The organism is Bradyrhizobium sp. DOA9 (assembly GCF_000617845.2).
In the GTDB taxonomy this organism is placed as follows: Bacteria; Pseudomonadota; Alphaproteobacteria; order Rhizobiales; family Xanthobacteraceae; genus Bradyrhizobium.
Map to the genome: position 1 here is coordinate 4827081 of NZ_DF820425.1, position 16222 is coordinate 4843302.

A 16222-nucleotide genomic window follows, 5' to 3' on the forward strand; every position below is an offset into this window, starting at 1 on the left:
TTCAGGTGAAATTCCACATGATCAGCGGCGGACCGAAGCCGGTCGCGCCCTTCAGCCACGCGGTGGAGACCGATGGCTTCGTCTTCGTGACCGGCCAGATGCCCGATACGCCGCAAGCGCCGGGCGTGCTGCCCGTGGGCATCGTTGCGCAGACGAAGGCCGTGATGGAGAACTTGAAGGTGGTTCTCGCGGGCCTCGACCTCGGCCTCGAGCACGTCGTGATGACGCGGATCTATCTCACACGCTTCAAGGAAGATTATGCGGCGATGAACGAGACCTATCGGACATACTTTCCGCCGGATCGCCTTCCGGCCCGCACCTGCGTTGGCGTCACCGGCTTGGCCTATGATGCGCTGATCGAGATCGATCTGGTGTGCCGGCGGCCGTGACGGTCCACGGCTCCTCGGAACCAGTCTGGATTGCTTCGCCGCAAGTGCTCCTCGCAATGACGAGCTGAGAGGTGCGACCTACCGAACACTCCCCGCATTTCGTCTCAAATTGCAACCGGCGCGTGCAGGAAGTCTTGATCGGCCGTGAGCTAGTGGTGATCGGACGCCTTGAACGCGGGCTTGGACTGCCGCGACTAACCCACAGAGTGCATATGGATCAGTAGAATGTGATCGAGCTTCCTCTTTCTAAAGCACCAAAATTGTGCTTTAGTGCTTTCCATGAGCCAATCGCCCCGATACGCGCCGTCCGCGCTGCGCTACCGGCTTGCCCCTGACCCGGCCGCCAAGGCCGCCATCGAGGCGACATTCCAGGCCTATGACCGCATGATGGAGATCCTCGACGAGGTGGCGCGGGCTCACAATGTGGGTTCCAACGTGGTCCTGCTCCACGCCCATGCCTACGAGGCGATCCGTAAACAGACCGCGCTGCCATCGCGGCTGGTGACGCTCGGGCTGCGCGACCGCAACGAGTACCGCGCCGCACAGGGGCGCCGCCTGCCGCTTGACGACAAGCTCGCCAAGATCAAAGGGCCCGCCACCATTTCGATCGCGACCGTGCAAGGGCGCTTCAGCGTGCCCTTCGACTATGCCGGCTATGCCGAGGGCTGGGGGCAGAGCGTGCCGGCGCGCCTCATCCGTACCGACGACGGTTTCGAAGTTCACTACGGCGTCACGCCGAACATTCTGCCAGAGGAGGAGAACGCTATGGATAACATCGCTGCCGCCCCCGACAATTTCCTGTCCCGGGTCGGACGCCTGATCGCCGGGATCGCCTACGATGCGATCGAGCAGGCGGAAGGCAAGAACAAGCTCAAGGTGGTCGGACAGGCCATCCGCGAGATAGAGCGTGCCGAGAGCGAAGCGCGCGATGCGCTCGCGGCCGCGCGCGCGGAGGAGTACCGACTCAACGCGCGCCGTAGCGAAATCGAGCGCGCCATGACCGACCTGACCGCCAAGATCGAGGGCGCGATCGCCGATGGTCGCGACGATCTCGCTCGCGCGGGCATCGCTCGTCAGATGGATTTGGAGGCGCAATTCGAGGTGCTCTCGCGGGCCATCGACGAGAACAATGAGAAGATCGAGCAAAGCGTGACCTCGCTGCGCGCCGTGCTGTCGGCGCTCCAGGACGCCGAGCAGCGCCGCGCTGATCTCGAAAAGAGCGAGGCCATTGCAAGCCAGCAGGCTTCGACGTCGTCAAAGAAGCAAGGCGGCAGTTCGGCAGCCGCCAAAGCGCTGCGCGCGGGCAGGGCGGTGGCGCGGGCCACCGGCGTGCCGCCGGGCATCCCCTATTCGAGCGACATCGACGAGCTCAGCACGTTGCATCGCGACAAGGAAATTGCAGCGCGGCTGGCCCGGTTGAAGTCGGGCTCCTGAGTGCCGTGTCATGAGCGCTCTGCTCGAACACGTCATGTCGCCGGAAGTCAGGCCGTTCGCGATCGCGGCGGCCATGATCGTCATCGTCGGCTCGATTGAAGTGGTCTCCATGCTGGTGGGGGCCTCGCTCAGCGAAATGCTCGGCACCAACATCGATTTCGCTCACCCCAGCGACAATGGAGTGATCAACGCGATCTCGTGGATCAATGTCGGTGGCGTGCCGCTCTTGATCTTCCTGTTGTTGCTGCTCGGCGCCTTCTCCATCACCGGGTTCCTGATCCAGGACATCGCGCGGCTGGTTGCGGGTCCCTTGCCGGCGACCGTCGCCTCTGCCGCGGCCGTCGTGGTGTCGGTTCCGCTGGTCCGCGCCGCCAGCCGGGCCATCGCGCGGGTCATTCCCAAGGACGAAAGCTACGTCATCGGCTTGGGGGATCTCGTCGGCCGCATCGGCGAGGTCGTCGTCGGCCCGCTCGACCAGGGGCCGCCCGGCCGCGTCAGCGTCGCCGACGTCCACGGCAACCGCCATTTCGTCTCGGCGGTCGCGGCGCCGTCATCGGGACCTTTGCCGCAGGGAACCATGGTCCTCCTGGTCGACCGCGATGGCACCCGTTTCGTCGCGGTGAAGGCCGACGATGAACTCAAGCCGTCCAAGCCCACTCTAAGCAGTTAGCAAGTCCCACAGCGGAGAAAGCCATGTTCGACATCGCAGTCCCGGCCGTGATCGGCGTCGCGCTGATCGTCGTCCTGGGGATCGTCTTCACCATCCTCTACAAGCGCGCCACCCGCGACGAGGCCTTCGTGCGCACCGGACTCGGCGGCAAGAAGGTCGTGCTCGACGGCGGCGCCATGATCCTGCCGATCTTCCACTCCTATGCCAGCGTTAATCTGAAGACGCTGCGCCTCACCGTCGAGCGCAAGGAGCGGGAATCCCTGATTACCAAGGACCGCCTGCGCGTCGACATCGTTGCCGAGTTCTACGTGCGCGTCCGCCCCGACGAGGAGAGCATCGCGCTCGCGAGCCAGACCCTGGGCGCGCTGACCAACGATGCCGAGGCGCTGCGCAACCAGGTCGAGGCGAAATTCGTCGACGGCCTGCGTTCGGTCGCCGCGACCATGAGCATCCTCGAGCTCCAGGAGAAACGCTCGGACTTCGTCAAGCACGTGCAGTCCACGGTCGAGTCGGACGTGAAATCGAACGGCCTCGAGCTTGAATCGGTTTCGCTGACCAAGCTCGACCAGACCGACGTCAAGTTCTTCAACCCGGAGAATTTCTTCGACGCCGAAGGTCTCACCCAATTGAAGACCGTCACCGAGACCCGGCGGCGCGATCGAAACGCCATCGTCCGCGACAACGAGGTGGCGATCGCGCAAAAGGATCTCGAAGCGCGACAGCAAACCCTCGGGATCGAGCGGACCAAGAAGGAAGCCGAGCTGTCGCAGGAGCGCGACATCGCCAACAAGACCGCGAGCACCCGCGCCGAAGTCGCGACCGCGACACAGACCGCGCGCCTGACCGAGGAGAACGCTCGCATCGACACCGATCGTGCGGTTGCCGAGAAGGAGGCGGGTGCCAAGCAGGTCAAGGAAACCGCTGTGATCGAGTCGGAACTGGCGATCAACAAGCGCAAGACCGACGCCCAGCGCGAGATCCAGATCGCGACGCAGGAGAACGAGATCCAGATCGCGGCGAAGAGCAAGGAAACGTCGGAAGCCGTCGCCGAAGCCAAGACCGCCGAGGCGCTGGCCGTCTCCGCGGAGGAAAAGGTCGTCACCGCGCGCGCCATCGAGGTCGCCGATCGCGCCCGTCTCACCCAGGTGCTCGCCGCGCGGACCGAGGCCGAGCGCAAATCGACCGAGCTGATCGTCGCGGCAGAAGCCGAGAAGAAGGCCTCGCTCGACCGCGCCGAGGCCGTCAAGACGCTGGCCACCGCCGAAGCCGAATCCAACAAGATCAAGGCGGTCGGTGTGCGCAACATCGGCGAGGCGGAAGCCGCCGTCATCACCATGAAGAACGAGGCGCAGAACAAGCTCGGCAGCAACGTGATCGATTTCGAGATCGCCAAGAAGCGGATCGAGACCATGCCGTCGGCCCTGGCCGAGATGGTGAAGCCGATCGCGAACCTCAAGGACGTCCGCATCCTGCACACCGGCGGCGCGTTCGGCGGCAACGGCGCGAGCGGAGGCAATGTGGGCTTCGGCGAAGGTCTGGCCGGCGAACTCCTCAAGGTGCACGCGCTGCGTCCGATGATCGACGAGATCCTGCGCCAGAGCGGCTTTGCGCCAGACGACGATCCGGTGAAGGCGCTGGTCGGCGCCGTGACGGGAAAGAGCAACGGCGCAGCCGTGCCGGCGCCGGAGAAAACAAGCGCCGCCGAACTATGAATGCCGGTTCATTGCTGCGGAGAATGCTAACCGATAAACAGGCTGGCGCGTCTCGCGGCGCGCGAACGTTCCGGAACGCAGCTCGATCCTGAGCTGAATCGTTCGATCTCGCTCCGGACTTGTCTTGAGGCAACGTTTTGTTTGCCGCAGCGCCTGCGTCGATCGACGTCGGGCGCTGAGACCTGTTTCGATCGGAGAATTCCACATGAAGCATTTTCTGTCTGGACTGATCGCCATTGGTCTTTCGATCGCCGCCGCGCCGTCGCTTGCGGCCGATGCCCGCAACGTCACCGTCGTCAACGAGACCGGCTATGCGATCAAGTTCCTCGGCTTCAACGCGCCGGATGATGGGCTGGACGAATGGGAGAACGAGCTCGACAAGGTGTTGCAGAACCAAGCCAGCACTTATGTCGAGTTCGACGACGACGACGAAGGCTGCGTCTGGAACATCCGCGTCGACTGGCAGAACTACGACGAGCCGGTGTTGTGGAAGAGCGTCAATCTCTGCAAGTTGACGGCGCTCCGCTTGCGCTACGACCCCGGCACGAAGACCACCTCGTTTCTCGCCGAATAGTCTTTGCCCAGGCCGGCCGGAGGAGAGGCCATTTCCAGGCGCTCCCGGGCGCGTTGCGGATGATGACGAATTCGTCCTTTGCAAGCGCAAGCGGCTTTGTTATACGCAGCCGCGCGCGAACGAACGGTTCGCCCTTTCCTCGGTAGCTCAGCGGTAGAGCATCCGACTGTTAATCGGATGGTCGCTGGTTCGAATCCAGCCCGGGGAGCCAAATCTTGCATATAATTCAATGATTTGCGCGCGCATCCTCGCACGGTGCGCGATCTGCTTTCCCTGGTTCTTGAGCATTCCGGCGCGGAATCGCGCTCAAACAGATGTGTGTGTCAGCGTGGTCCCGCCATTGGGATGGCGCCAAATCGACTCAATTCACGTCGAGTGTGGGTTACGCCGGACATTTGCGGAGCTGCTTCCAATGCCAGAGATTCAGATCGACCGTTCGGATATCGCCCCATCGATCTTGCCGGCCGGCATTCCCGAGCTTAGCGACGATGAATGCCTTGCCTGTCTCGCGCGCGCAGTCGAGACACCGGATTCGGCGCGGCTGGACGAGGTCGCCGCCCTGATCGGCCGCCTGGCGGTGGCCATCGAATAGGGCTGGTCGAGCCTTCCCTGCGGAGGGGTGCGGGGCGTGATATGTGCCTCGCCAACGGCCATGTTGCGTTTTGACCGGGCATGCTCCAAAGATGCCGCGATTTTTCTCCGCGGCATTGTCCGCATTGCAGGGTCCGCAAATGTCCGGTTTTTCGACCGCGCGCCAAAAAATGGTCGATGGCCAGGTGCGCACCAATGACGTCACCGACCGTCGTGTTCTCGATGCCATGCTCACGTTGCCGCGCGAAGCCTTTGTGCCGGCCGGCCGGCAGGCGCTGGCTTATCTCGATCTCGATCTCGACGTGAGCGAAGGCACCGCCAAGCGGTTCCTGATCAAGCCGGCTCTGACCGGCAAGCTGCTCCAGGCCGCCGAAATCGGCGAGGGGGACAACGTGCTGGTCGTCGGCTGTGCCACCGGCTACCTCGCTGCGCTGGCCGCCAAGCTGGCGCGTCAGGTCACGGCGACCGAATGCGATTCGGCTTTGGCGGCCAAGGCCAAGGATGCCTTCACCGCCCAGGGGCTGGCCAATGTCGCCTGCAAGGCGGCGGCCTGCACCGTCGGGGATCCTGCCGCCGCCCCCTATGATGTGATTCTCCTCAACGGCGCGGCCGAAATGATGCCGGAAGCTCTGCTCGGGCAGCTGAAGGAGGGGGGGCGCCTGGTGGGGGTGTCGGCCGAATCGAGGCCGCCGCGCGCCCTGATCGTGACCCGTACCCACGGTGAATTCGGCCATCGGGCGCTGTTCGACGCCGCCGCCCCGGTCCTTCCCGGACTGGAGCGGGCGGCTGCCTTTGTCTTCTGACGGCCCCAAAGCCGCCCAAATCCCGTTCTGAATCAGAAGTGTGGCCGGGATGCTGCACGTGAAGAGTTTCCACTGAGAACCACCCTCAGGTAGTTCCGTCGCGCTTGACCGCGTCCTATGTTGCGGCGGGGCAACGACTCCACTCGTAGACGGTAACTCAGCTCGCGGGCACGAGCTGGGCGTTAGATGAACGGAATTTCAGGGATGCATGGGGTGAAGCTCTTCACCGGAGCTGCGGTTTCGGTCCTGCTGCTGGCGCTTGCCGGGCCGACGCCTGCCTTGGCGGACACGATCGACGCCGCGCTGGTGCGCGCCTATCAGAACAATCCGCAGCTCAACGCGCAGCGTGCCCAGGTGCGCTCGACTGACGAAAACGTGCCGCAGGCCTTGTCGGGCTATCGCCCCAGGGTCTCGCTCTCGGCAAACGGCGGTTATCAGTACTCGGACTTCAAGAGCGCCAGCAACAGCGACCCGATCAACGGGAGCGGCTTTCCGCGAAGCGTGGGAGTGACAGCGTCGCAGACATTGTACAACGGCAACCAGACGGCCAATCGGACGCGCGCCGCCGAGAGCCAGGTGTCCGGCGCCCGGGAGGCGCTGCGCAGCCTCGATCAAAGTGTGCTGCTCCAAGCCGCTACGACCTACATGGATTATCTGCGCGATGCGGCCACGCTCGAAGTCCAGCGCAGCAACGTGCGCGTGCTCGAGCAGACGCTGAAGCAGACGCGTGATCGCTTCAATGTGGGCGAGGTGACCCGCACCGACGTCGCCCAATCGGAAGCGCAGCTGGCCGCCGGCAGGACTCAGGCGCTCACCGCCGAGGCGAATCTCACCACGACGCGGGCGAACTTCCGCCGGATCATCGGCAACGAGCCAACGAACCTCGCGCCGGGTTCGCCTGTCGATCGTTTCCTCCCCGCAACGCTTGCCGCAGCGATCGAGCTCGGCCTGATCGAGCATCCCAACGTCACGGCCGCAATGTACGGCATCGACGTCAACTTCCTGCAGGTCAAGGTCGCCGAGGGTGCTCTGCTGCCGACGGTCACGTTGCAGGCCAGCGCCACGCAGGCATACGAGCAGTCGCTGATCCAGTACCGGTCGTTCACCGCAGCGGCGGTCGCGCAGATCTCGGTGCCGATCTATCAGGGCGGTGGCGAATATTCACTGATCCGCCAATCCAAGGAAAACCTGGCGCAGCAGCGTCTCAACCTCGAAACGACTCGCGACCAGACCCGCGCGACCGTCGTGCAATGGTGGGGCTCGCTGCAGGCCACCAAGGCGCAGGTCCAGTCGGCCCAGGCGCAGGTGGCGGCATCCGAGATCGCCCTGAACGGCGTCCGTGAGGAGGCCAAGGCCGGCCAGCGCACCACGCTGGACGTGCTCAATGCGCAGCAGGCGCTGGTGAATGCGCGCGTTGCGTTGGTGACCGCACAGCACGATCGCGTCGTGGCATCGTACAACGTTCTTGCCGCCGTCGGTCGTCTGTCGCCCCAGGTGCTCGGCCTTGCGACCACAACCTACGACCCCAGCGTTCATTACCATCAGGTCCGCGACAGCTGGGCGGGCGTGCGCGCGCCTGACGGGCGCTGATTCCCGCAATCGTCCGGTCGATCTCGCGAACTGCCGAGGTCGACCGGTGCTTTGCTTGCAATCATCAAAATCCCTGACATAGCCTTGCCAAGAAGATGCGGGTCGATTCGCCCCGCATTGATGTCGTTTGCGTAACGCGTCGGTGCCGGGGGGCAGGGGCACACTGCTGCACGTCGAGCCGTGATCTGGGGACAACTCGGGCTGCGACGACGAAAATGCCGGGCCTGTCGTTGCGGAACCGGCCAATCCTGCCGTGCTTGGTGTAAAACAGCGCATGCGAGGGCGTTGATGATGTGGAGTCGGAGATGACGCAGCCTGCAAAGGTCACAGAACCCTCCATGGAGGAGATTCTGGCCTCGATCCGGCGCATCATTGCCGACGATGAGGCGAAGCCCCCGCCGGCCGAGACCGCCAAGCCCGAGAAGGCCGCGGCGCCCGCCGCGCCGCCGAAGCCGCAGGCGATGAACGACATTCCGCCATCCAAGGTCGCTCCGCCCAAACCCGCTGCCGAAAAGCCTGCGGCACCGCCGCCGGCCGCAAAGCCGGCGCCGCCACCTGCGCCTGCGCCCGAGGCGGACGCCTCCAACAGCCAGGACGATATCGACGCGTTGCTGGCGGGTCTCGATGCCGCCACACCTGCGCCCGAGGTCCGCGCGCCAGAGCCCGAGCCTGAGCCGGATGTGCTCGAGCTGACCGACGACATGGCGATGGATCCGACACCGCCTCCGCCGCCGCCGAGCTTTCGCAAGGTCGAGCCGCGCGACGATCTCGAATTCGCCGAGCCGCCGCGGCCCGCTCCGCCACCGTCCTACGCGCCGGTAGATTTCGACGCGCCGCCGCTGCCTCCGCAGCAGCCGATCCTGGCGCAATCGACGGTCTCCGCGGTCGAATCCGCCTTCAATTCCCTGGCCCATACGGTGCTCAGCAGCAACGCGCGGACGCTGGAGGACCTGGTCAAGGAGATGCTGCGTCCGATGCTGAAGTCCTGGCTCGACGACAATCTGCCGGGCCTCGTTGAACGCATCGTGAAGGCCGAAATCGAGCGGGTCTCGCGCGGCGGCCGCTGAGGGCGGCCTACGGGCCCTCATAATGCCCGGCTTGGGTGTCATATCCGGGCCCGGACCGGGCCGGAAAGCGCCGTTGCCGCCTCGGCGTCCCCTGACCTTTTCGTTGACTTGGCCCTCTCGCGCGGCTTTCTAGCAGCCCCATGATCGAGAAAAATTATCAGCCCGCCGATATCGAAACCCGCATGTCCGTGGTGTGGGAGGACAGCCTTGCGTTCAAGGCTGGCCGGCCCGACCGCCGTGATGCCGTGCCCTTCACCATCGTGATCCCGCCGCCGAACGTGACGGGCTCGCTGCACATGGGCCACGCCCTCAATAACACGCTGCAGGACATCCTTTGCCGGTTCGAGCGCATGCGCGGCCGCGACGTGCTGTGGCAGCCCGGCACCGATCATGCCGGCATCGCCACCCAGATGGTGGTCGAGCGGCAGCTGATGGAGCGCCAGCAGCCCGGTCGCCGCGAGATGGGCCGCGAGAAGTTCCTGGAGCGGGTCTGGCAGTGGAAGGCCGAGAGCGGCGACACCATCATCAACCAGCTCAAGCGGCTCGGTGCGTCCTGCGATTGGTCGCGCGAGCGCTTCACCATGGACGAGGGCCTGTCGAAGGCCGTCGTCAAGGTGTTCGTCGAGCTGCACCGCGAGGGCCTGATCTACAAGGACAAGCGGCTGGTGAACTGGGACACCAAGCTGCTCACTGCGATTTCGGATCTCGAAGTGCAGCAGACCGAGATCAAGGGCAGCCTCTGGTATCTGCGCTATCCCATTGAAGGCAAGACCTTCAGCCCCGAGGATCCCTCGAGCTTCATCGTCGTCGCCACCACGCGCCCCGAGACCATGCTCGGCGATACCGGCGTGGCCGTGCATCCCGAAGACGAGCGCTATCAGAAGCTGATCGGCAAGAACGTCATCCTGCCGCTGGTCGGTCGCAAGATCAAAATCGTCGCCGACGACTATTCCGATCCCGAGAAGGGATCGGGCGCAGTGAAGGTAACGCCGGCGCACGACTTCAACGATTTCGAGGTCGGCAACCGCCACGGCCTGCGCCGCATCAGCGTGCTCGACAGGGAAGGCTGTCTCGATCTCGTCGACAACGAGGATTATCTGCGCGACCTGCCGGAAGGCGCCGCGCAATTTGCCGAGGAGTTCCACAAGGTCGACCGCTTCGCCGCGCGCAAGCGCATCGTCGAGCGGCTGGAATCGTTCGGCTTCGTGGAGCGTATCGAGCCGCACACCCACATGGTGCCGCACGGTGATCGTTCTGGCAGCGTGATCGAGCCCTACCTGACCGACCAGTGGTACGTCGACGCCAAGACGCTGGCGAGACCTGCGATCGCCGCGGTGCGTTCGGGCGAAACGACGTTCGTGCCGAAGAACTGGGAAAAGACCTATTACGAGTGGATGGAGAACATCCAGCCCTGGTGCATCTCGCGCCAGCTCTGGTGGGGCCATCAGATCCCGGCCTGGTACGGCCCTGACGGCAAGGTGTTCGTCGCCGAGACCGAGGAGGAGGCCGTCAGCCACGCGCTCGGCTATTACGTCGAGCAGGAGGTCATCACGCCCGCGCAGGGCCGCGAGATGGCGCTCGACCGCAGCAAGCGCGAAGGCTTCATCACGCGCGACGAGGACGTGCTCGACACCTGGTTCTCCTCGGCGCTGTGGCCGTTCTCGACGCTCGGCTGGCCCGACGAGACGCCCGAGGTGCAGCGCTACTACCCGACCAACGCGCTGGTGACCGGATTCGACATCATCTTCTTCTGGGTCGCCCGCATGATGATGATGGGCCTGCACTTCATGAAGGAGGTGCCGTTCTCGACCGTCTACATCCACGCCCTCGTCCGCGACGAGAAGGGCGCCAAGATGTCGAAGTCGAAAGGCAACGTCATCGATCCCCTCAGCCTGATCGACGAATACGGCGCGGACGCGCTGCGTTTCACCCTGGCGGCGATGGCGGCGCAGGGCCGCGACATCAAGCTCGCCACCAGCCGCGTCGAAGGCTACCGCAATTTCGCGACCAAGCTCTGGAACGCGTGCAGATTCGCGGAGATGAATCACTGCGCCGTGCCTGATGGTTTCGAGCCGGCGAAGGCGACGGAGACGCTGAACCGCTGGATCGCGCACGAGACCGCCCACACCACGCGCGAGGTGACTGAGGCGATTGACGCGTATCGCTTCAACGATGCCGCCGGCAGCATCTACCGCTTCGTCTGGAACGTCTATTGCGACTGGTATGTCGAGCTCGCCAAGCCCGTGTTGCTTGGCCCCGACAGCCCCGCCAAGGACGAGACCCGCGCCATGGTCGCCTGGGCGCGCGACGAGATCCTGAAGCTGCTGCATCCCTTCATGCCCTTCATCACCGAAGAGCTGTGGGAGGTGACAGCCAGGCGCGACGGCCTGCTCGCGCTGGCGCCGTGGCCGCTGAGGCCGGCCCTGCCGACGCCGGAGCAACTCGCGATGCTCGCAGCGACCGCGGGACCGGCCGACGCGCTCGTCTCGCCGGCCTGGGTGCTGCCGATCTTCGATCATGCCGACTTCACCGATCCGGCTGCCGAGGCCGAGATTGGCTGGGTCATCGACCTCGTCACACAGATCCGCTCGGTGCGCGCCGAGATGAACATCGCGCCGGCAACGCTGACGGCGCTGGTGCTCGCGGGCGCCTCCACTGAAACGAAGGAGCGTGCGCCGCGCTGGACCGATGTCATCAAGCGCATGGCGCGGCTGTCGGACATCTCGTTCGCCGATCGCGCGCCTGACGGCGCGGTCCAGCTGCTGGTGCGCGGCGAGGTTGCCGCGCTGCCGCTCAAGGGCGTGATCGACGTCGCCGCCGAGCGCACGCGTCTCGACAAGGAGATCGCCAAGGCCGAGGCCGACATCAAGCGCGCCGAGTCCAAGCTGGCGAACGAGAAGTTCGTCGCCAACGCGGCCGAGGAGGTCGTTGAGGAGGAGCGCGAAAAGCGCGAGGCGGCGCTGGCCCGCAAGGCCAAGCTGCTGGAGGCGCTGGAGCGGCTGAAGCAGGCGTCGTGAGGTGTCCGTCATTCCGGGATGGTCCGAAGGACCAGACCCGGAATCTCGAGATTCTCAGGTGCGCAATTGCGCACCTGAGTTCGGCTCTGTGAGCCGCCCCGGAATGACGATCACTTCGGAAACGGCTTGCTCAAAAACTTCGAGCCCTTGACGCCATAGCGCCAGGGCAGCTCGACCGCCTTGGTGATGCCGATGCGGATGCCGGTTGCGACCTCGACATCCCCGGTCCGGGCATGCAGCGCGATGGGGGGCCGGTCCAGCGGCAGGGAGTTGTGCGCGATGGTGATGCCAAGCGCCTCGGTCAGCTTGCCCGGGCCCGAGCACAGCGCATGCACGTCCTGCAGATGCCGGTGCCGGCGCATTGCAGCCAGGCCATGTGTCGGCTCCAGCGCACGGATCAGCACGGCGCTGGCCGAGCCTTCCTCCTCGCAGACGAAGTTGACGCACCAGTGGATGCCGTAGGAGCGGTAGACATAGGCAAAGCCTGGTGGGCCGAACATCACTTGGTTCCGCGGCGTCGGTCCGCGGTAGGAGTGCGCGGCCGGGTCGGTATGATGATAGGCCTCGACCTCGACGATGATCCCGCCGACGCCGCCGACGAGCATGGTGGCACCGATCAGGTCGGGCGCGACCTCGTGCACGCTGCGTCCGAAAAAGGCGCGCTTCAGGGGCTTGCCGAGGCGTGGTGGTGACGTCTTAGAGATTGGAGCCATTCGAGGTGAGAATCGCCTGAGAACAGAGCAGGATATTGCCCATATCTGCCATGTTCCCTGAAGCGGGGCGAGCCGGGTTGCGATGCCGGGCCAGACCGACTAGGTAGGACCTGAACAGACCGGACAGACCATGGTCGTTATTCTCGATACCATCTCGAACCCGCTGCGCCCGCGCCACCCCGAAAAGGTGAATCGCCCTGACTCCGCTTCGCCGCCGAAGCCGGACTGGATCCGCGTGCGCGCGCCCAACACCCGCGGCTATGCCGACACCCGCAACATCGTGCGCTCAAACGGCCTGCACACGGTGTGCGAGGAGGCGGGCTGCCCGAATATCGGCGAGTGCTGGGACAAGAAGCACGCGACCTTCATGATCATGGGTGACACCTGCACCCGGGCCTGCGCCTTCTGCAACGTCAAGACCGGCCTGCCCAATGCGCTGGACGTGGCCGAGCCGCAAAACGTCGCCGAGGCCGTGGCCAAGCTCGGCCTTGCCCACGTCGTCATCACCTCGGTCGACCGCGACGACCTCACTGACGGCGGTGCCGAGCATTTCGCTCAGACGATCCGCGCGATCCGGGCCGCGTGCCCCTCGACCACGATCGAGATCCTGACACCCGACTTCCTGCGCAAGGAGGGGGCACTCGAAATCGTCGTCGCGGCGAAGCCCGACGTGTTCAACCACAATCTCGAGACGGTGCCGTCGCGCTATCTCACGGTGCGGCCCGGCGCGCGCTACTTTCATTCGATCCGGCTGCTGCAGCGGGTCAAGGAGCTCGATCCCACCATCTTCACCAAGTCCGGCATCATGGTCGGCCTCGGCGAGGAGCGCCACGAGGTGCTCCAGGTGATGGACGATCTGCGCTCGGGCGACGTCGACTTCCTGACCATCGGGCAATATCTGCAGCCGACCCGCAAGCACCACGCGGTGATGCGCTACGTGCCGCCGGACGAGTTCAGTTCCTACGAGAAGGTCGCCTACACCAAGGGCTTCCTGATGGTGTCGGCGAGCCCGCTCACCCGCTCCTCGCACCATGCCGGCGAGGACTTTGCGAAACTGAAGGCCGCGCGGGCCGCGATCGCCCGCTGAACCGATATGCCCCGTTTTTCGAGCAAGCGCCGTGTCAATCATAGCGCATCCGAGATGTTCGATCTGGTCGCCGATGTCGAGCGCTACCCGGAATTCGTGCCGTTGTGCAGCGCGCTCAAAGTCCGCCAACGCATGGCCAAACCCGACGGCACCGAGGTGCTGGTTGCCGACATGACAGTGTCGTTCAAGCTGATCAAGGAATCCTTCACCAGCCGTGTGACGCTCGATCGCGCCAATCTGAAGATCCTGGTCGAATATCTGCAAGGTCCCTTCAGCAATCTGGAGAATCGCTGGACGTTCGAGCCGAAAGGCCAAGATGGCGGCAACGGCGTCTGCGACGTCGGCTTCTTTCTCTCCTACGAATTCAGGAGCCGCATGCTGGCGATGCTGATGGGCTCGATGTTCGACGCGGCATTCGCGCGGTTTTCCACCGCGTTCGAGAAGCGCGCGGACGCGATCTACGGCCGGCCGAAGCTGGCGCCGACGTAGGTAACTCTCTCCGCCGTCATTGCGAGGAACTCTTGCGACGAAGCAATCCAGAATTCCTCCGCGGAAAGATTCTGGATTGCTTCGCTTCGCTCGCAATGACAGTGGGGCTTTGTTGCGAGTGTCGCGGCGGTATCGCTTCGCTCACCCGCACGACGAGGCCATTTATCCCCGCGGCGGGCGCGGCGGCCTGCGCTTCACCACATGCCGGCGCGGCGAGCGGGTGACGCGCGGGCGCAGGCGGCTGGCCGCGGCACGTTGCGGCTTGGCCGCGACTTGCGGGCCGCGGGCCAGATCCATCAGCATGCGCAGCGCCTCGACTACGGAGCGCGCGCGCACTGCGCTGCGGCCGATGGCGCCGAAGCGGTGCTCGCGATGGATGATGCGGCCGTCGCGGGCGGCGGCGGCGAAGTGCACGAGACCGACGGGCTTGCCGGGCGTGGCGCCGCCCGGGCCGGCGATGCCGGTGATGGCGACGGCGAGATCGACATCGGCGCGCTCAAGCGCACCGATCGCCATCGCGGTTGCGGTCTCCTTGCTCACCGCGCCGAAGTTCGCCAGCGTGCCCGCCTCGACGCCAAGCATCGCGCGCTTGGCGTCGTTGGAATAGGTGACGAAGCCGCGGTCGATCACATCGGACGAGCCGGGGATGTCGGTCAGCGCGCCGGCCACGAGACCACCGGTGCAGGATTCGGCGGTCGCGATCGTCAGCTTGCGCATCCGGCACAGATCGAGCAGCGAGCGGGAGAGGGCGCGTGCGTCGCTGCCGCCCATGGCCTTACAAGCTCCAGGGCAGGCGGATGGTGGCGCTCGCGGTGGCCGCGATGCCTTCCTCACGGCCGGTGAAGCCGAGCCGCTCGCTGGTGGTCGCCTTCACCGCGACGCGCGAGATGTCGACGCCGGAAATCTCGGCGATGCGCGCGCGCATGGTGTCGCGCAAGGGACCGATCTTCGGTCGCTCGCAGATCAGCGTCACCTCGAGATTGGCGACGCGGCCGCCGCGCACCGTGACGCGCTCGATGGCATATTTCAGGAACTGGTCGGAGGAGGCGCCCCTCCACTTCGCATCGCTCGGCGGGAAGTGCGAGCCGATGTCGCCGTCGGCGAGCGCGCCGAGAATGGCGTCGACCAGCGCATGCAGGCCGACGTCGCCGTCGGAATGCGCCAGGAAACCCCTGGTGTGCGGCACGCGCACGCCGCAGATCATGACATGGTCGCCTTCGCCGAAGGCATGCACGTCGTAGCCGGTGCCGGTCCTGATGTCGCCGAGCTGGGCGGCCAGGCGCGCTTCCTCGCGCACGAAATCCTCGGGAGTGGTGAGCTTCATGTTGGCAACATCGCCTTCAAAGGTTGCAACCGTCAATCCCGCCCATTCGGCAATCGCGGCATCGTCGGTGAAATCGACGCGTCCATCCCTTGCCGCGCGACGATGCGCCTCGAGGATGACGTCGAAACGAAATGATTGCGGCGTCTGTGCGATTCGCAAGGAGGCGCGGTCCGGCGTGGCCTCGACGTTGCCGCCTTCGCCGGTGACCTTGATGGTGTCGGTGACGGGAACGGTGGGGATCGCAGCACCGGTGCGGCTCGCCGCTTCGATCGCGCGCGAGATCACGCCTTCCGAGACGAAGGGCCGTGCGGCGTCGTGGATCAGCACGATGTCCGGCTTGTGCTTGGCCAGCGCTTCGAGGCCGGCGAGCACCGACGCCTGCCGAGTCGCGCCGCCATTGGTCGGCGGCTCGTGCCTGAGCCCTGCGACCGCTGCGCTGAACATTGCGCTGTCGTCGGGGTTCACCACCGGCTGCACCGCGAACACGCCGGCGTGGCGGCTGAAGGCCTCCATGGCGCGGTGGATCACAGCCACGCCGCCGATCTCGCGATATTGCTTCGGCCCGCCGGCGCCGGCGCGCAATCCACGCCCGGCTGCGACGAGGACGACCGCGGTGCGCTGTGATTTCGCCATAGGATTCAAATACTCAATTGCCAGAGAAAGAGCAGGGATGATTTGCGGCATGCCTCTAGCACGGCAGGCCCGCAAAAAAAGGGGTTTCCCCGGATTGTGGGAAACAGCATTTTGCTGCACTGCACTTGA

General features: G+C 65.2%; 15 protein-coding genes and 1 tRNA gene. 13 read left to right on the plus strand and 3 right to left on the minus strand.

Annotation, left to right across the window (positions count from 1 at the left end; genetic code table 11):
• The first annotated feature begins 5 nt into the window (after window positions 1–5).
• From BDOA9_RS22615 to BDOA9_RS22665, 11 genes are all read left to right on the plus strand, one after another.
• Window positions 6–389, plus strand: coding sequence for a RidA family protein (locus BDOA9_RS22615; RefSeq protein WP_025036244.1), 384 nt, complete (start codon window positions 6–8; stop codon window positions 387–389).
• A 270-nt stretch (window positions 390–659) separates the two neighbouring features.
• A complete protein-coding gene (locus BDOA9_RS22620; RefSeq protein WP_025036245.1) occupies window positions 660–1823 on the plus strand; it encodes a PspA/IM30 family protein in 1164 nt (387 codons plus the stop codon).
• 10 nt (window positions 1824–1833) lie between these two features.
• The gene (locus BDOA9_RS22625) at window positions 1834–2493 is read left to right on the plus strand and encodes an OB-fold-containig protein (protein WP_025036246.1); all 660 of its coding nucleotides are present in this window, start codon (window positions 1834–1836) and stop codon (window positions 2491–2493) included.
• A gap of 23 nt (window positions 2494–2516) precedes the next feature.
• Complete coding sequence (locus tag BDOA9_RS22630) at window positions 2517–4205, plus strand: flotillin family protein (protein WP_025036247.1); 1689 nt, start codon at window positions 2517–2519, stop codon at window positions 4203–4205.
• 205 nt (window positions 4206–4410) lie between these two features.
• Complete coding sequence (locus tag BDOA9_RS22635) at window positions 4411–4779, plus strand: hypothetical protein (protein WP_025036248.1); 369 nt, start codon at window positions 4411–4413, stop codon at window positions 4777–4779.
• Between the two features lie 136 nt (window positions 4780–4915).
• Window positions 4916–4990, plus strand: a tRNA-Asn gene (locus BDOA9_RS22640).
• A gap of 201 nt (window positions 4991–5191) precedes the next feature.
• Complete coding sequence (locus BDOA9_RS22645; protein ID WP_025036249.1) at window positions 5192–5371, plus strand: hypothetical protein; 180 nt, start codon at window positions 5192–5194, stop codon at window positions 5369–5371.
• Window positions 5372–5510: 139 nt separating this feature from the next.
• Window positions 5511–6173, plus strand: a complete 663-nt coding sequence (locus tag BDOA9_RS22650) for a protein-L-isoaspartate O-methyltransferase family protein (RefSeq protein ID WP_025036250.1) — start codon at window positions 5511–5513, stop codon at window positions 6171–6173.
• Window positions 6174–6377: 204 nt separating this feature from the next.
• Entirely contained in the window at window positions 6378–7763 is a 1386-nt protein-coding gene (locus BDOA9_RS22655) for a TolC family outer membrane protein (protein ID WP_025036251.1), read from the plus strand.
• 305 nt (window positions 7764–8068) lie between these two features.
• On the plus strand, window positions 8069–8830 hold the full coding sequence (locus tag BDOA9_RS22660) for a PopZ family protein (protein ID WP_025036252.1): 762 nt from the start codon (window positions 8069–8071) through the stop codon (window positions 8828–8830).
• 140 nt (window positions 8831–8970) lie between these two features.
• Entirely contained in the window at window positions 8971–11847 is a 2877-nt protein-coding gene (locus BDOA9_RS22665) for a valine--tRNA ligase (protein ID WP_025036253.1), read from the plus strand.
• A 110-nt stretch (window positions 11848–11957) separates the two neighbouring features.
• Here the strand turns inward: BDOA9_RS22665 and BDOA9_RS22670 are convergent, their stop codons facing one another.
• On the minus strand, window positions 11958–12560 hold the full coding sequence (locus tag BDOA9_RS22670) for a DNA-3-methyladenine glycosylase (RefSeq protein ID WP_025036254.1): 603 nt from the start codon (window positions 12558–12560) through the stop codon (window positions 11958–11960).
• Between the two features lie 130 nt (window positions 12561–12690).
• Here BDOA9_RS22670 and lipA point away from each other — a divergent pair, with 130 nt between their 5' ends.
• Both lipA and BDOA9_RS22680 read left to right on the plus strand, forming a co-directional pair.
• Entirely contained in the window at window positions 12691–13647 is a 957-nt protein-coding gene (gene lipA / locus BDOA9_RS22675; RefSeq protein WP_025036255.1) for a lipoyl synthase, read from the plus strand.
• 6 nt (window positions 13648–13653) lie between these two features.
• Window positions 13654–14136: a type II toxin-antitoxin system RatA family toxin gene (locus BDOA9_RS22680; protein WP_025036256.1), complete on the plus strand. Its 483-nt coding sequence runs from the start codon at window positions 13654–13656 to the stop codon at window positions 14134–14136.
• 162 nt (window positions 14137–14298) lie between these two features.
• On the opposite strand, the gene BDOA9_RS22685 is transcribed toward BDOA9_RS22680, so the two are convergent.
• Together BDOA9_RS22685 and BDOA9_RS22690 are read right to left on the minus strand one after the other, a co-directional pair.
• On the minus strand, window positions 14299–14907 hold the full coding sequence (locus tag BDOA9_RS22685; RefSeq protein WP_025036257.1) for a CinA family protein: 609 nt from the start codon (window positions 14905–14907) through the stop codon (window positions 14299–14301).
• 4 nt (window positions 14908–14911) lie between these two features.
• A complete protein-coding gene (locus BDOA9_RS22690; RefSeq protein ID WP_025036258.1) occupies window positions 14912–16093 on the minus strand; it encodes a bifunctional 2-C-methyl-D-erythritol 4-phosphate cytidylyltransferase/2-C-methyl-D-erythritol 2,4-cyclodiphosphate synthase in 1182 nt (393 codons plus the stop codon).
• Window positions 16094–16222 lie beyond the last annotated feature (129 nt).

Bases quoted from the DNA above. Each gene is read 5' to 3' on its own strand.
- BDOA9_RS22625 (WP_025036246.1), top strand. From the start codon at position 1,834: ATGAGCGCTCTGCTCGAACACGTCATGTCGCCGGAAGTCAGGCCGTTC.
- BDOA9_RS22630 (WP_025036247.1), top strand. From the start codon at position 2,517: ATGTTCGACATCGCAGTCCCGGCCGTGATCGGCGTCGCGCTGATCGTC.
- BDOA9_RS22635 (WP_025036248.1), top strand. From the start codon at position 4,411: ATGAAGCATTTTCTGTCTGGACTGATCGCCATTGGTCTTTCGATCGCC.
- BDOA9_RS22645 (WP_025036249.1), top strand. From the start codon at position 5,192: ATGCCAGAGATTCAGATCGACCGTTCGGATATCGCCCCATCGATCTTG.
- BDOA9_RS22650 (WP_025036250.1), top strand. From the start codon at position 5,511: ATGTCCGGTTTTTCGACCGCGCGCCAAAAAATGGTCGATGGCCAGGTG.
- BDOA9_RS22655 (WP_025036251.1), top strand. From the start codon at position 6,378: ATGCATGGGGTGAAGCTCTTCACCGGAGCTGCGGTTTCGGTCCTGCTG.
- BDOA9_RS22660 (WP_025036252.1), top strand. From the start codon at position 8,069: ATGACGCAGCCTGCAAAGGTCACAGAACCCTCCATGGAGGAGATTCTG.
- BDOA9_RS22665 (WP_025036253.1), top strand. From the start codon at position 8,971: ATGATCGAGAAAAATTATCAGCCCGCCGATATCGAAACCCGCATGTCC.
- BDOA9_RS22670 (WP_025036254.1), bottom strand. From the start codon at position 12,560: ATGGCTCCAATCTCTAAGACGTCACCACCACGCCTCGGCAAGCCCCTG.
- lipA (WP_025036255.1), top strand. From the start codon at position 12,691: ATGGTCGTTATTCTCGATACCATCTCGAACCCGCTGCGCCCGCGCCAC.
- BDOA9_RS22680 (WP_025036256.1), top strand. From the start codon at position 13,654: ATGCCCCGTTTTTCGAGCAAGCGCCGTGTCAATCATAGCGCATCCGAG.
- BDOA9_RS22685 (WP_025036257.1), bottom strand. From the start codon at position 14,907: ATGGGCGGCAGCGACGCACGCGCCCTCTCCCGCTCGCTGCTCGATCTG.
- BDOA9_RS22690 (WP_025036258.1), bottom strand. From the start codon at position 16,093: ATGGCGAAATCACAGCGCACCGCGGTCGTCCTCGTCGCAGCCGGGCGT.